The following is a 17,153-nucleotide window of genomic DNA, read 5'->3' on the forward strand; positions in this document are numbered from 1 at the left end:
CACACCGCGTAGTCGGTGTATTGCAGCACCAGCGGCGGCAACGGATCCGGCTGACCGTGGCTGAACGCCTGATACAGCGCCATCAGTTCGCGGGTCAAAACACCCATCGACCAGCCGTCGGAGATGATGTGGTGCAGGGTCAGCAACAGCACATGGTGATCGTCGGCCAGGCGTACCAGTCGCCCGCGAATCAACGGATCGTCCTGCAAGTCGAACGGTCCGGAGGCTTCGCCCTGAATCAGCGCTTGCAGGGTGTCCTCGGGTTGCGGGTGCTGGCGCAGGTCTTCAATCCGCAGCAGCAGACCGGTGTCCACCGGGGCAATCAGCACTTGCGCTTCGTCGTTGAATTGCGCGAAGCGGCTGCGCAGGGTTTCGTGCCGGGCGACGATCCGCGCCAGCGCGCGTTGCAGCGCCGCGTCATCGAGACGGCCACGCAAACGCAGGGCCACGGGAATGTTGTAGGCGGTGTTGGCGCCTTCCATTTGCGCGAGGAACCACAGGCGTTGCTGGGCGAACGACAGCGGCAACGCACCGTCACGGGTGACCGGCACGATCTGCGGTTGCTCACTGCGCCCGGCCTCGTTGAGCACTGCCGCGACCGCCGCCAGTTCGGCGTTGGCAAACAGATCGCCCAGCGCCAGCTCGACGCCCAGGCGCTGGCGCACCTGCGAGACCATGCGCATCGCCAGCAACGAATGCCCGCCGAGTTCGAAAAAGTGATCCTGGCGCCCGACCCGCTCGACTTGCAGCACGTCGGCCCAGATCTGCGCCAGCGCGGTTTCCACTTCGCCTTCGGGCGCTGCGTACTCGCGGGTGAACAGCGCCGCCAGATCCGGCACCGGCAAGGCCTTGCGGTCGACTTTGCCGTTGGCGGTCAGCGGCAGCGCGGCGAGTTTGACGAACGCCGTCGGCACCATGTATTCGGGCAAACGGCTGAGCAATTGCGCGCGCAACTCGCCCACCGGCAGCGCTTCGACCTGCGGCTGTTCGGTGAAGTAGGCCACCAGTCGCGGCTGGCCGGGTTGATCTTCGCGGGCCAGCAGCACCGCCTCCTGAATCCCCGGCAACTGGTTGAGGCAGGTTTCGATCTCGCCCAGTTCGATGCGCACGCCGCGGATTTTCACCTGATCGTCGTTGCGCCCCAAGTACTCGATGTTGCCGTCTTCACGCCAGCGTGCAAGGTCGCCGGTGCGGTACATCCGCGCATTCGGCAAGGGGCTGAATGGGTCACGCAGAAAGCGCTCGGCAGTCATGTCCGGGCGGTTCAGGTAACCACGAGCGACCCCAGCGCCGCCGACGTACAGCTCGCCAGCCACGCCGATCGGCACCGGGCGCTGTTGTTCGTCGAGCAGGTACACCGTGGCGTTGCTCACCGGCTTACCGATGTGCAGCGCATCGCCGCTTTGCACCAGACCTGAAGTCGCGACCACTGTGGCCTCGGTCGGGCCGTAGTTGTTGATCACGTCGAAATGCTGGTTGCGGTTGAACTGACGCAAGCGGTCGCCGCCGATCAGCAGCGTGCGCAGGGTCGGGTGTTCGAGGTTCTGACTGAAGGCGTATTCGGCCACCGGCGTCGGCAGGAAGCTCACGTCCAGCGGCTGTGCGCACCACCACGCGAGCAAGGCATCGATGTCTTCGCCGCCCTCGTGAGTCGGCGCCAGATGCAGGGTCGCGCCCGCACACAACGCCGGCCAGACTTCCCAGGCCATGGCATCGAAGCCGAAACCGGCGAGGCTTGAGGTGTGGCGACCGGCGCAGAGGTCGAACGCGTTGCAGTGCCAGTCCACCAGATTGCTCAAAGTGTGATGCTCGACCATCACACCCTTGGGCAGGCCGGTGGAGCCGGAGGTGTAGATCACGTAGGCCAGGTGCGCGGTGCTCAGGCCCGGTACCTGCGGGTTTTGTGTGGCAGTCAGTGGCCAGTTGCAGTGATCGAGGTCGAGTACCGGGACGTTTAGCGCCGGCAGTCGCTCGCGCAGATGACTTTGGGTCAGTACGGCGACGGGCGCGCTGTCGTCGAGCAGGTAGTTCAAACGCTCGGCCGGGTGCGCCGGGTCAATCGGCACGTAACCGGCGCCCGCCTTGAGGATCGCCACCAGCCCGACCAGGGTGTCCAGCCCACGGCGGGCAACGATGGCGACACGGTCGTCGGGTTTCACGCCCAAACCGATCAGATGCTGCGCCAGGGCGTTGGCCTGACGGTTGAGTTCGGCGTAGGTCAGTTGCGCGTCGGCAAACACTGCCGCCAGCGCGTCCGGCCGTTCGGCCACCTGCGCCTCGAAACGCTGCTGGATGGTCTGTGCCGTCGGAAAATCCACTTGGGTGGCATTGAAGCCGAGCAGCACCTGTTCAAGCTCAGCCGCCGGCAGAATCGGCAATTGATTGACCGGTGTCTGCGGCGCCTGCTCCAGCGCGAGCACGAGGTTTTCCAGCGCGCAGTGCAGGTAATCGCAGATGCGCTGCGGATCGGTCTGAGTGCTCGCCAGCAGCGTCAGGCTGAAGGCGTCACCGAGGTCATCGACACTCATCGTCAGCGGATAGTTGCTGCGCTCTTCGGAGTGCAACGTGGAGATACCGTCCCACGCCGCTAGGGTTTCGGCACTGGCGGTGGCGACGTTGTGGCTGTGGCGATAATTGAGCAGCGTGCTGAACAGCGGCGTCGGCGCCACCACATGACTGCAGCGTTGAGCCAGGGCCAGCGGTGCGTGTTCGTGACGCATCAGCGTAGTCAGCCGGGCGTGGGTGGCGTTGACCGCCGCGCGCACGTCCTGCCCGTCGATATTCACCCGTAACGGCAAGGTGTTGATGAAAATCCCCAGCGCCCGGTCAATCGCTTCGGCGCCTTGCATGCGGCCCATCAGCACCGTACCGAATACCACTTGCTGCTTGCCGGTCAGCGCGACCAGCACTTGCGCCCAGCCGAGGTGGAACAGGCTGGCGACACTGACGCCGAGCGTCCGCGCCTGCGCCCGCAGACGCTGGCCCAATAGCGCCGCGACCGGCACGCTGAGTTCGACGATTTCGCTGCCGTCACCTTGCACGTCCTGCAGGCCGTAAGGCAGCGTCGGCTCGTCGATGTCGCTGAGCATCTCGCGGAAGAACGCCTCGTGCTCGGCCTCGCTGACGCCCAGACGCGCCTGCGCCACGTAATTGCGAAACGGCACCGGGCGCCCGAGCCGTTCACGCTGCCCGGTGAGGCAGGCGCGCATTTCGTGGCGCACCACGTCGAGGGCCGAGTGGTCGAGGGCCATGTGATGGAACAGCAGCGTGGCGATCACCCGCTGCCCGGCTTCATCCCAGGCATGGGCCAGACGCATCAGTGGCGCCTGGGTAACGTCGAGGCGGAAGTGCCGGGCGTCGAAACGCTCGTGCAGATACGCCAGCACGTCGCCATTTGCATCAGGCAACGTCACCTCTTCCACCGGCAGTTCGGCCCGGCGCCAGACCACCTGCACCGGTGCATCCAGCCCTGCCCAATGCACAGCGGTGCGCAGAATGTCATGGCGATCGATCACGCTTTGCAGCGCTTGAGCGAACGCTTGAAAACGCTCGCGGCTGGCGAAGGCGAAATGCGACTGCATGACATACGGATCACCGTCACCGCCACTGACGTGGTGATAGAGGATGCCTTCCTGCAACGGCGCCAGCGGGTAGATATCCTGCACGTTGGCCGCGCCGCCGGGTACTTGTGCGACGAGGTGGTCGATGGTCGCCTGGTCGAGTTCGAGCAGCGTCAGCATCGCCGGGGTGATGCGTGTGGTGCCGGCAACGATGCCGTTGGCCGGCACTTCGACCTGGCCATGCTTGCTGGCAGAGTATTGCCCGGCCTTGATCAGCTCGATCAGCGCCGGTTTGTGCTCGCGCAACAGCGCCAGCAACGTCGGGTCGTTCAACGCCTGCTTGTTGCCGTTGACCCGCAATTGGTCGTCCGCGACCGCCAGCTGGATATCTTTAGCCTTCAATGTGGCCAACAGTTCGATCACGTTCACAGGACGATCTCCATTCGTTCGGTAATTGCGGCGTAGCCGGCCAGGGTCGGATGTTCGAACAGCGACCTGACATCGGCTTCCATGCCTTCCTGACGCAAGCGGCCGATCAGACTGACCGCCAGCAGCGAGTGACCACCCAGTTCAAAGAAATGATCGTGGCGCCCTACCCGCTCGACGTTGAGCAACTCGGCCCAGAGCCGTGCGAGGGTGATTTCGACGTCGCCCACCGGGGCTTCGTATTCGCGCACCGGCAATGCGGCCTGATCCGGGGCCGGCAGCGCCTTGCGGTCGAGTTTGCCGTTGGGGCTCAGCGGCAGTGCATCGAGATGCACGAACACGGCGGGCACCATGTAGTCCGGCAGGTTTTCCAGCAGACGACTGCGCAGCACGTCGATTTCCAGGCGTGCGCCGGTGTAGTACGCCACCAGACGTTTGTCCCCCGGCACGTCTTCGCGGGCCAGTACGGCGGCTTCCTGAATGCCATCGATCTGGGTCAGGCGTGCCTGGATTTCACCGAGTTCGATGCGCAAGCCACGGATCTTCACCTGATCGTCGTTACGGCCCAGGTATTCGATGTTGCCGTCCGGCAGATAGCGGGCGACGTCGCCGGTGCGGTACATCCGCCCGTTGTTCTGGAACGGATCGTTGAGGAAGCGCTCCGCATTCAGCTCCGGACGATTCAGATAACCGCGCGCCACTTGTACGCCGCCGATGTACAACTCGCCGACCACGCCGTGTGGCACTGGTTGCTGCTGGGCATCGAGGATGTACATGCGGGTGTTGGCGATCGGTTTGCCGATCGGCGTGTTGTCCGGAGTGCTTTCCAGCGGCCCGGCGCAGTTCCACGCGGTCACGTCCACTGCGGCTTCGGTCGGGCCGTAGAGGTTATGCAGTTCGCTGCTTGCCAGTTGCTGTTTGAAGCGCCGCACCACGCTGCCCGGCAACGCTTCGCCGCTGCACATGACTTGCCGCAGACTGCTGCAACGTGCGGTGTCGGCGTGGGCGAGAAAGACGTCGAGCATCGACGGTACGAAGTGCAGCGTGGTGATCTGTTCCCGCTCGATCACTTCACTGAGGTACTGCGGATCCTTGTGCCCTTCAGGTCGGGCCATGACCAATCGGGCGCCAGTCATCAGCGGCCAGAAGAACTCCCAGACCGAGACGTCGAAGCTGAACGGCGTTTTCTGCAACACCGTGTCGCTGGCGGTTAGTTGATAGGCGTCCTGCATCCACAGCAGGCGGTTGACCACCCCGCCGTGTTCGTTGATTACGCCTTTCGGTTGGCCGGTGGAACCGGAGGTGTAGATCACGTACGCGGTGTGCTGCGGGGTCAATTCAGCGAGCGAAAGGTTTTCCGTCGCCAGCGCTTGCCAGTGCGGCTGATCCAGGTCGATCACCGGCACGCCAACGTCACCGAGCAACGAACGCGTCGAACCCTGCACCAGCACCGCCAGCGGCGCGCTGTCTTCCAGCATGTAAGCCAGACGCTCCAGCGGATACGCCGGGTCCAGCGGCACATAACCGCCGCCAGCCTTGAGGATCGCCAGCAGCCCGACCACCATGTCCAGACCGCGCTCGACGCAGATCGCCACCCGTGAGTCCGGCCCTACGCCCAATTCGCGCAGGTGCCGCGCCAGTTGATTGGCCCGGGCGTTGAGTTCAGCGTAGCTCAGTGGCTGCTCACCGGCGACCACCGCTGGCGCCTGCGGCGAACGCTGCACCTGCGCCTCGAACAGACCGTGAATGGTCTGCTCAAGGTTATAATCGACTGCCGTGGCATTGAGACCAGACAGCAACTGCTGACGCTCGGTATCCGGAATCACCGGCAGGCGGTTCAAGATCTGCTGCGGTGCCTGCTCCAGCGCCTCGACCAGTTCCGCCAACACCTGCTGCATGTAGCCACACACCCGCGCCGCACCAATGCACGAAGGCGTCATGACTGTGAGGATAAAACCTTCGCCCAGGTCATCGACATTGAGACTCAGCGGGTAGTTGGTGCGCTCTTCGCTGGAGAGGTTCTCGATGCCCTGCCAGGTCAGGCGATTGGCTTGCAACTGTTCTGCGCTGACGCTGTGCCGGTAGTTGAGCATGGCGCTGAACAGCGGCGACGGCGCCGCCACCCCGCTGCAACGCTGGGCCAGCGCCAGTGATGCATGCTCATGGCCGAGCAACGCGGTCAGTTGTGCATGGGTGGCGCGCACGCCGGCACGCACCGAGGTATCACCCAGATCCACCCGCAGCGGCAACGTATTGATGAACATCCCCAAGCCACGATCGGCGCCGGTGCCGCCCTGCATCCGCCCCAGCAGCACGGTGCCGAACACCACGCGCTCGTGCCCCGAGGTCGCTGCCAGCACTCGGGCATAGGCCAGATGGAACAGACTGGCGACACTCACGCCCATCTGCCGCGCCTGGCCGCGCAAGCGCCGCGCCAGGGCTTCGGGCAGGTTCTCCCGGACTTCTTCGATATCCTGCCCGTCGCCGCGCACCTCCAGCAGACCGAACGGCAGCGTCGGCTCGTCGATGTCACCGAGCATCGCGCGGAAGAACGCTTCGTGTTCCTGCTCGCTGACACCCAGCCGGGTCTGCGCCACGTAATTGCGATACGGCACGGCCGGCAGCAGTGCTTCGTCGTGACCAAAGAGGATCGCTTGCATTTCCTCCTGCACCACGGCCAGCGCCGTGTGGTCCATGGCGATGTGATGGAACAGCAGCATGGCGACCACCCGATGGTTGGCCGGGTCTTGTGCATAGACCAGGCGAATCAACGGTGCCTGACTGATATCGATGCGGTAATGCCGCGCGTCGAAACGCTCGTACAACTGCGCCAGAACATCACCGGCCGCCGAGTCGAGGGCCACTTCCTGCACCGGCAGCTCAGCGTCGCGCCAGACCACTTGCACCGGCGTCGCCAACCCCTCCCAGACCACTCCGGTGCGCAGAATGTCGTGACGACTCATGACCTGACGCAGCGCGGCGGCAAAGGCCTGCAAGCGTTCGAGGCTGTCGAACGCCAGGCGCGATTGCAGCAGGTACGGATCACCCTGTGCGGCGCTCAAGTGGTGATACAAAATGCCTTCCTGCAACGGCGCCAGCGGATAAATATCCTGCACGTTGGCGGCACCACCCGGCACCGTGGCAACGATGCGCTCGATGCTCTGCTGATCCAGTTGCAGCAGGGTCAGCATGTCTGGAGTGATGTGCGTGCAACCGAGTGGAATCAGGTTATCCGGCACCGCGACTTCGCGACCGCTGCCGACGGCGGCGGCCAGCGCAGCGAGGGTTGGCTGACTGAACAGCACGCGCACGTCGGTGCTCAGGCCGAGCTGACGCATGCGCTCGATCAGGGTCACCGCCAGCAGCGAATGCCCGCCCAGTTCAAAGAAGTTGTCGTGCCGCCCGACCTGTTCGACTTGCAGCACCTCGGCCCAGACCTGCGCCAGCGCGGTTTCCACCGGCCCTTGCGGCGCTGCGTATTCGCGACTGAGCCAGGCGTGCTGATCCGGTTCGGGCAAGGCCTTGCGGTCGAGTTTGCCGTTGGCGGTCAGCGGCAGCGCCTCAAGCCGGACGTAGGCTGCCGGCAGCAGTGCCTGCGGCAGACGCGCTTGCAGATGCGCGCGCAGCTCCTCGATATCGACTGCTGTGCGGGCAGTAAACCAGGCGATCAACCGCGCCTCGCGCACCAGCACCACCGCGTCCTGCACCGCCGCATGGCTGGACAGCGCGGCTTCGATTTCCCCCAGTTCCACCCGCACGCCGCGCAGTTTGACCTGATCGTCGTTACGTCCCAGATACTCGATATTGCCGTCGGTCAGCCAGCGCGCGAGGTCGCCGGTGCGGTACATACGCGCCTGCGGTTCGTCACTGAACGGGTCTTCGAGGAAGCGTTTGGCGGTCAGCTCCGAACGGTTCAGATAACCACGGGCCACACCCGCGCCACCGACGTACAGTTCACCCGCCACGCCAACCGGCACCGGACGCTGCTGCTCATCGAGCAGGTAGACCCGGGCGTTGCTTATCGGCCGGCCAATGTGCAGCAATTGCCCGGCATGGATTTGCCCGGAGGTCGCAACCACCGTGGCCTCGGTCGGGCCGTAGTTGTTGATGACATCAAAGGTCTGAGCGCGCGAGAACTGCCGCAACTTGTCGCCACCGATCAACAGCGTGCGCAAGGTCGGGTGACCCAGCTCACGACTGAAGGCATATTCGGCAATCGGCGTTGGCAGGAAGCTCACTTGCAACGGCTGCGCGCGCCACCAGTCGAGCAGTTCATCGAGGTGTTCGTTGCTGATCGACGGCGGCGGCAGGTGCAGGGTCGCGCCGACACACAGCGCCGGCCAGACCTCCCAGGCCATCGCGTCGAAACCGCAACCGGCGACGCTGGCGGTGTGGCTGCCGGCGCGCAGGTCGAACGCCTCGCAGTGCCAGTGCACAAGGTTTTCCAGGGTCGCGTGTTCGACCATCACGCCTTTCGGCTGGCCGGTCGAACCCGAGGTGTAGATCACGTAGGCCAGATGCGCCGGGGTCAGCGTCGGCAGTTGCGGATTGGTCTCAGGCAGGTGTTGCCAGAGGACGTTGTCCAGATCAATCACCGGCACCCGGCCCAGCAACTCGCGAGTCGAACCCTGCGCCAGCACTGCCACCGGATCGCTGTCCTGCAACAGGTAGGCAATGCGCTCCGCCGGATACGCCGGATCAATCGGCACGTAACCGGCGCCGGCCTTGAGAATCGCCAGCAGCGCCACCAGCATTTGCGGGCTGCGTTGCAGGCACACGGCAATCCGGTCGTCCGGTTGCACGCCGAGGCCGAGCAAGTGATGGGCCAGGCGATTGGCCTGCTGATTGAGTTGCGCGTAGGTCAGTTGCTGCGTGCCCTGCACCACCGCCAGTGCCTGCGGGTGCTGCGCGGCCTGCACTTGCACCAGCGCCTGAATCGTTGCACCGCGCGGGTATGCCGCCGCCGTCGGGTTGAAACCGACCAGCAAGCGCTCGTATTCCTCCACCGAAAGAATCGGCAAACGGTTGAGCGGACGCTGCGGCGCCTGTTCCAGCGCATGCACCAGATGCTCCAGCGCGGTGTGCATGTAGCCGCAGATCCGTTGCGCGCCGATCTGCGCCAACGCCAGCACGGACAGGGAAAAGTCTTCGCCCAGATCGTCGACGCTGAGGGTCAGCGGATAGTTGCTGCGCTCTTCGCCACCGAGCAATTGCACGCCTTCCCAGATGCCCTGACCGTCACGCGGCTGCGCCTCGGCGGCACTGTGACGGTAGTTGAGCAAGGCGCTGAACAGCGGCGCCCCGGACACCGCGCTGCAACGCTGGGCCAGCGCCAGTGGCGCGTGTTCATGGGCCAGCAGCGCGGTCAGCCGTGCGTGGGTAGTCTTGACCGCAGCGCGCACGCCTTCGCTGACATCCACCCGCAACGGCAAGGTATTGATGAACACGCCGAGGGTGCGGTCGGCCCCCTCACCGCCCTGCATGCGCCCCAGCAGCACCGTGCCGAATACCACGTCGCGGCGGTTGGCAAGCACGCCCAGCACTTGCGCCCAGGCCAGGTGCATCAGGCTCGCCGGGCTGACACCCAGCTGCCGCGCCTGTTCACGCAGGCGCAGGGTCAACCCGGCATCCACGGCTTGCTGCGCCTCCTCGATGGCGCCGCCATCGCCTTGCACGTCATGCAGGCCGAATGGCAGGGTTGGCTCGTCGATATCGCCGAGCATGTCGCGGAAAAACGTTTCGTGTTCCTGCTCACTGGCGCCAAGACGCGCCTGCGCCACGTAGTTGCGGTACGGCGTCGGCGTGCCGAGGCTCTCGGCCTGATTGAACATGAACGCGCGCATTTCCTGGCCCACCACCTCCATGGCGGTGTGGTCGAGGATCAAATGCTGGAACAGGATGATCGCCACCACCCGTTGCTGCGCCGGGTCTTCGGCGTAGACGATGCGCATCAGCGGTGCCTGGCTCAGGTCGAGGCGGTTGTACCGGGCGTCGAAACGCGCGTGCAACTGTTCGAGCACATCACCCTGCGCCGGGTCCAGCGCCACCGCTTGCACCACCAGCGGCGCCTCGCGCCAGACCACTTGCTGCGGGCTCGCCAAGCCTTCCCAGACCACGCTGGTGCGCAGAATATCGTGACGCGCGATGACCTTTTGCAGGTTGTCGGCAAAACCCTGCAAACGCTCAAGACTGTCGAACGCCAGCCGCGATTGCAGCAGGTACGGATCGCCCTGTTCGGCGCTCAGGTGGTGATAAAGAATGCCTTCCTGCAACGGCGCCAGCGGATAGATATCCTGCACGTTCGCCGCTCCACCCGGCACCGTGGCGACGATGCGCTCGATGCTGGCCTGATCGAGTTCAGTCAGGCTGAGCAGGTCCGGGGTGATGTGCGTGCAGCCCGGCGGGATGCGGTTGGCCGGCACATCGATTTCGCGTCCGCTGCCCACGGCGCCGGCCAGCGCAGCGAGGGTTGGCTGACTGAACAGCACGCGCACATCGGCGCTTAGGCCGATCTGACGCATGCGTTCGATCAGGCTCACCGCCAGCAGCGAATGCCCGCCCAGTTCGAAGAAATTATCCTGACGCCCGACGCGCTCGACTTTCAGCACGTCGAGCCAGATCTGCGCCAGCGCGGTTTCCACCGCCCCTTCTGGCGCCTGATATTCGCGGCTGAGCCATGCGCCGTGCTCCGGTTCCGGCAAGGCCTTGCGGTCGATCTTGCCGTTGGCAGTCAGCGGCAATGCGTCCAGCCGCACGTAAGCCGCTGGCAGCAGCGCATCCGGCAAACGTGCCTGCAAATGCGTGTGCAACTGTTGAATATCCACCGCCGTGCGCTCGGTGAACCAGGCAATCAGCCGCCCATCGCGAACCAGCACCACCGCCTCTTGCAGCGCAGCGTGGCTGCCGAGCGCGGCTTCGATTTCACCGAGTTCGATACGCACACCACGCAACTTGACCTGATCATCATTGCGCCCCAGGTACTCGATATTGCCGTCGGCCAGCCAACGCGCCTGATCGCCGGTGCGGTACATGCGCGCCTGCGGCTCATCGCTGAACGGATCGAGGAGGAACTGCCCAGCGCTCAGCTCGGGGCGATTCAGATAGCCGCGCGCCACGCCCGCCCCGCCGACATACAACTCGCCCGCCACGCCCACCGGCACCGGACGCTGCTCGGCGTCCAGCACATAGATTCTGGCGTTGGCAATCGGCCGGCCGATATGCAGCGGCTGATCCAGCTCGACCCGGCCCGAGGTGGCGACCACCGTGGCTTCGGTCGGGCCATAGTTGTTGATCACGTCGAAGGTTTGCGCGCGACTGAACTGACGCAGGCGGTCACCGCCGATCAGCAGCGTACGCAAGGTCGGGTGCTGCAACTGCCGGCTGAACGCGTATTCGGCCACCGGCGTCGGCAGGAAGCTGACCTGCAACGGCTGCGCACACCACCAGTCGAGCAACTCGTCGAGGTGCTCGTTGCGGATCGACTGCGGCGGCAGGTGCAAGGTCGCGCCAACGCACAGCGCCGGCCAGACTTCCCAGGCCATGGCGTCGAAACCGAAGCCGGCGACACTCGCGGTCTGGCTGCCGGCCTGCAAATCAAAAACTTCAGCGTGCCAGTGCACGAGGTTTTCCAGGGTCGCATGCTCGACCATCACGCCTTTCGGTTGGCCGGTGGAGCCGGAGGTGTAGATCACGTAAGCCAGATGGTTCGGCGTCAATGCCGGCACCTGCGGATTGGTATCCGACAGGTGCTGCCAGAGGTCGTTGTCCAGATCGACGACCGGCACGCCACCGAGCAGATCGCGAGTCGATGCCTGCGCCACGACCGCCACCGGAGCGCAGTCCTGCAACAGGTAGGCGACGCGTTCCGGCGGATACGCCGGATCGACCGGCACATAACCGGCGCCGGCCTTGAGGATCGCCAGCAGCGCGACCAGCATGTCCGGGCTGCGCCGGGCACACAGGGCGACCCGGTCATCGGGCTGCACGCCAAGGCCGATCAGGTGATGCGCCAGGCGATTGGCCCGCTGATTGAGTTCGCCATAGCTCACCTGCTGCGCACCTTGCACCGCCGCCAAGGCTTCGGGATGCGCGGCCGCCCGGGCCTCGAACAAACGCTGCACGGTTTGCGCCGGCGGGTATTGGCGACCGGTGATGTTAAACCCGACCAGAACCCGCTGGCGTTCGCTCGGCGACAGCACCGAGATCTGCTGCAGCGGCGTTGCTGGCGAGTGCTCCAGAGCGGTCAGCAAATTGTGCAGCGCGGTCTGCAAGTAATCGCAGACCCGCACACCATCCACTTGCGGCACTGCCTGCACGCTCAGGCGGAAACCTGTGCCGAGGTCGTCGACGCTGACCACCAGCGGATAGTTGCTGCGCTCGCGCGAGCTGAGAATCTCGATCCCGTCCCAGGTCACGCCTGCCGGCTCCGCCGCGCTGTGACGGTAGTTGAGCAAGCTGCTGAACAGCGGCAGCGATGCAGCCACACCGCTGCAACGCTGGGCCAGCGACAGCGAAGCCTGCTCATGCGCCAGCAGTTGCGCCAGACGTTCATGAGTAGCGCGCACGCCTTGCTGCACCGTGGTCGCGCCGACGCTGACCCGCAGCGGCAAGGTGTTGATGAACATGCCGAGTGCGCGATCGGCACCCTCGCCGCCCTGCATGCGCCCGAGCAGCACGGTGCCGAACACCACCTCTTCACGCCCCGAAACCTGCGCCAGCACCTGACCCCAGGCCTGGTGCACCAGGCTGGCCGCGCTGATACCGAGGCGGCGCGCCTGCTCGCGCAAGCGTTCGGCCACGCCGGCGTCCAGCGTCTGCTCGCTGTCGACGATGCTGCTGCCATCGCCGTGTACGTCCTGCACGCCGAAGGCCACGGTCGGCTCGTCAATGCCGCCAAGCATGTCGCGAAAGAACGCTTCATGCGCTTCGGCATTGGCCTGCTGTTGCGCCTGCGCCACGTAGTTACGGTACTGCACCGGCGCCGGCAGATCGACGCCGTTCGGGTACAGGCTATCGTTCATTTCCGCCAGCAGCACTTCCAGTGCGGTGTGGTCGAGCACGATGTGGTGCAGCAACAGGATGCCGACCCAGCGCTGCTGTGCACGGTCTTCGGTGTAGGCCAGACGCATCAGCGGTGCGCGGCGCAGGTCGAGGCGGTAGTGACGCGGATCGAAACGTGCCTGCATCTGCTCCAGCACATCGCCTTCCAGCAGGTCGGCGTCGATCCGCTCCAGTGCCAGCGGCGCTTCACGCCAGACCACTTGCACTGGCTCCTCAAGCCCTTCCCAGACCACGCTGGTGCGCAGAATGTCGTGGCGTTCGATCACCGCGTTGAGGGCGCGGACAAAAGCCTTGATCTGCGCCAGACCGGCGAAGGCGAATTGCGCCTGCAACACGTACGGGTCACCGGCGCTGGTCGCCAGATGGTGATAGAGGATCCCTGCCTGCAACGGTGCCAGGCCATAGATGTCCTGCACATTGGCAACGCCGCCAGGCACAGTGGCGACCACGCGGTCGATAGCGGCCTGATCCAGCGAGGCCAGTGGCAGCAGGTCCGGGGTGATCTGCGTGCAACCGGCAGGAATCAGATTGTCCGGCACCCGCACGTCGTGGCTGTTGCCCAGGGTCGCGGCCAGTGCCGCCACGCTCGGCTGGCCGAACAGCACGCGCACGTCGCACTGCAAGTCGTGCTGACGCATGCGTTCGATCAGTTTCACCGCCAGCAGCGAATGGCCGCCGAGTTCGAAGAAGTTGTCGTGGCGCCCGACCTGTTCAACCCCGAGCAAGGTCTGCCAGATCCCGGCGATCAGGGTTTCCACTCCCCCCACTGGGGCTTCGAAACCACGCCGGGCGAACGCATCGCTGTCCGGTTGTGGCAAGGCTTTGCGATCAAGCTTGCCGTTGGTGGTCAGCGGCAACGCGTCGAGGCGCACAAACGCGCTCGGCACCATGTAATCGGCCAGCGACAGCAGCAACTCGTCGCGCAATTGCGCAGCGCTTGGCTCAGCGCCTTCGGCGGCCAGCCAGTAAGCGACCAGACGCTGATCACCGGGGCTGTCTTCACGGGCGATCACCAGCGCTTCGCGCACACCGTCGCAGGCGGCGAGGCGAGCTTCGATTTCACCGAGTTCGATGCGGAAACCCCGGATCTTCACTTGGTCGTCGTTGCGGCCCAGGTATTCGAGGCTGCCATCCGCTGACCAGCGCGCCAGGTCTCCGGTCTTGTACAGACGCGCCTCGGCACGGCCGCTGAACGGGTCGGCAATAAAGCGTTCGGCGGTCAGCGCCTCGCGGTTGAGGTAGCCGCGGGCAACCCCGGCACCACCGACGTACAACTCGCCGATCACGCCGGCCGGCACCGGTTCGCGCTGCGCGTCGAGCACGTACAGTTGCAGGTCGGGAATGCCCACGCCAATCGGGCTGCGCCCCACCAACAGCGCATCGGCTGCTTCCAGTGGGCGGTAGGTGACGTGCACCGTGGTTTCGGTGATGCCATACATGTTCACCAGCCGCGTACCGGCATTGCCGACCCGCGCGTACCACGGTTTGAGCAGGCCCGGCTCCAGGGCCTCGCCGCCGAAAATCACCTCGCGCAGCGAGTGTTGCAACGGGCTGCGGCCCTGCGCGGCGATCAACTGGCGGAAGGCGCTCGGGGTCTGATTGAGCACGGTCACACCGCTGCGGCACAGCAAGGCGTAGCAATCATCCGGCGAGCGGCTGACAGCCTGCGGCACCAGCAACAACTGGCCGCCATACGCCAGCGCTCCCCAGATTTCCCACACCGAGAAGTCGAAGGCGAAGGAATGGAACAACGCCCACACGTCCTGCGGGTTGAAGTTGAACCAGTCGTGGGTTGCCGAAAACAGCCGCACCACGTTGCGATGCTCGACCATCACGCCCTTGGGCAGGCCCGTGGAGCCGGAGGTGTAGATCACGTAGGCGAGATGACTTGGAGTCAGCTCGGGAATCTGCGGATTGCTGCTGAGTTCAGCCTGCAACTGCAGGCTGTCCAGATCGATGATCGGCACGTTGAGTGCGCCGACCCGCTCCAGCGTATCGGCCTGGGTCAGCACCGCCACCGGGGCGCTGTCCTGCAGGGTATAGGCGATACGCTCCAGTGGATACGCCGGGTCAATCGGCACGTAACCGGCGCCGGCCTTGAGGATACCGAGCAGACCGATGAGCATTTGCGGGCCGCGCTCGACGCAGATCGCCACGCGCTGATCCGGGCAAATCCCCTGTGCCAGCAGGTGATGCGCAAGCTGATTGGCGCGGCGGTTAAGCTCGCCGTAGCTCAGCGACTGCGCCTCGAACAGCAGCGCGGTGGCCTCGGGCCGCGCCGCCGCGTGGGCCTCGAACTGCTGGTGAATCAGCGGGGTTTCCGGGAACTGTGGCAACGGCGAGTTGACCCCGTGCAGCAGGTATTCGCGCTCGGCCGCCGGCAGGATATTCAGGCGTTGCAGCGGTGCATCCGGGGTCGATTGCAAGGCCTGCAGCAGGCTGTGCAACGCGGTGTGCAGGTAAGCGGCGATGCGTTCGGCACCCAGCGCCGCATCCGCCAGCGCGGTGATGCGCAAGTCTTCGCCGAGGTCGTCGATGTTGATCGTCAGCGGGTAGTTGGTGCGCTCGCGGGCGCCCAGCACTTGCACGCCGGGGGCCAGTTCGCTGACCTCGGCGATCTCTTCACTGCTGCTGTGGCGATAGTTGAGGATCGCGCTGAACAACGGCGTCGGCACCGCCACCGCACTGCAACGCTGGGCCAGGGCCAGCGAGGTCTGCTCATGGCCGAGCAACGCGGTCAGGCGTCGATGGGTGGCCAGCACCCCGGCACGCACGCCGTCCTGCCCGACATCCACGCGCAGCGGCAAGGTGTTGATGAACATCCCCAGCGCCTGTTCGCCGCCCTCACCCGCCTCCATCCGCCCCAGCAGCACGGTGCCGAACACCACGGCGGTGCGGCCCGACAACTGGCCGAGCACCCGCGCCAGCGCCAGGTGCATCAGGCTCGCGACACTGACCCCGAGCTGGCGCGCCTGGCCGCGCAGTTGTCGGCTGAAGTCAGTGTCGAGCATCAGCACGGCTTCTTCGATGCCCTGGCCGTCGCCTTGCACATCCTGCAGACCACAGGGCAAGGTCGGCTCGTCGATGTCGGCGAGCATTTCGCGGAAAAACCCTTCGTGAACCTGCTCGTCCAGACGCAGGCGGGCCTTGGCCAGGTGATCGCGGTACGGCACCGGCGGCCCGACCTGCGCAGTCTGGCCAAGCAGATGCGCGCGGGTTTCGCGGCGCACCACATCGAGTGCCACGTGGTCCATGATCAGGTGATGGAACAGCAACAGCGCAACCACGCGCCCATTGGCCGGGTCCATGGCGTAGACCAGACGCAGCAGCGGCGCCTGCTGGATGTCGAGGCGGAAGAACCGTGGATCGTGGCGCTCCAGCAGTTGCGTCAGGACATCCGCGCCCGGTTCGAGCAGGATTTCTTCGCAGTGCAATGTCGCATGCCGCTGCACCACCTGCAGCGGTTCATCCAGGCGTTCCCAGACGAACGAAGTGCGCAGAATGTCGTGGCGTTCGATCATCCATTGCAGCGCCTCGGCGAAGGCCTCCAGACGTTCGCGGCTGTCGAAGGCGAATCGGGCTTGTGACACATAAGGATCGCCGGCGGGCGCCGACAGGTGCAGATAGAGCATGCCGTCCTGCAACGGCGCCAGCGGGTAAATATCCTGCAGGTTGGCGGCGCCGCCGGGCACATTGGCCACCAGGCGATCGATGGTCGGCTGATCCAGCGTCACCAGCGGCAGCATGTCCGGGGTGATGCGAAACGCCGGGCTCAGCCAGTCGCCACCGTTTTGCGCGACCAGTTCCAGCAGTTGCGCCTTGTGTTCGCTGAGGCTGTCCCACAACGCATCGTCCAGCGCGTCGTCGCTGCCCAGAATGACCAGGTCTTCATCTTCCTGTTGAAGGCGGATCGCATGGGTGGAAAGAACAGCCATCAGTTCGCTGAAATGCATGGGATAACCTGCTGTAAATACGAGAAAAAGGAGCGCGCAGCGGCGAGTCCGTGCCTGCTGTGCGCAGCCTGGAAAAGCTAAAACATCGGGGCTTGCGGGGCTGACATGGGAAGCGGGGACAAGCCAGCCTCCCTGCGGGTGAGCAACCGAATAC

Annotated in this window: 2 protein-coding genes (1 of these 2 cut by a window edge); both read right to left on the minus strand. The window is 65.2% G+C overall.

Going from position 1 to position 17,153, the window contains the following annotated elements:
* Nucleotides 1-3,989, minus strand: the start of a protein-coding gene (locus ACU680_RS25765; RefSeq protein ID WP_448180892.1) for a non-ribosomal peptide synthase/polyketide synthase. Its footprint begins 13,855 nt before the window's first position; the window shows 3,989 of its 17,844 coding nt (coding positions 1-3,989); it begins with the start codon at nt 3,987-3,989; the stop codon falls past the left edge of the window.
* Complete coding sequence (locus ACU680_RS25770; RefSeq protein ID WP_448180893.1) at nt 3,986-16,999, minus strand: amino acid adenylation domain-containing protein; 13,014 nt, start codon at nt 16,997-16,999, stop codon at nt 3,986-3,988. Before ACU680_RS25770 ends, ACU680_RS25765 begins: the two co-directional genes overlap by 4 nt.
* Nucleotides 17,000-17,153 lie beyond the last annotated feature (154 nt).

Source organism: Pseudomonas sp. LF020 (assembly GCF_053456425.1).

Coding starts and splice junctions, on each gene's coding strand:
- ACU680_RS25770 (WP_448180893.1), bottom strand. CDS start 16,999: ATGCATTTCAGCGAACTGATGGCTGTTCTTTCCACCCATGCGATCCGC.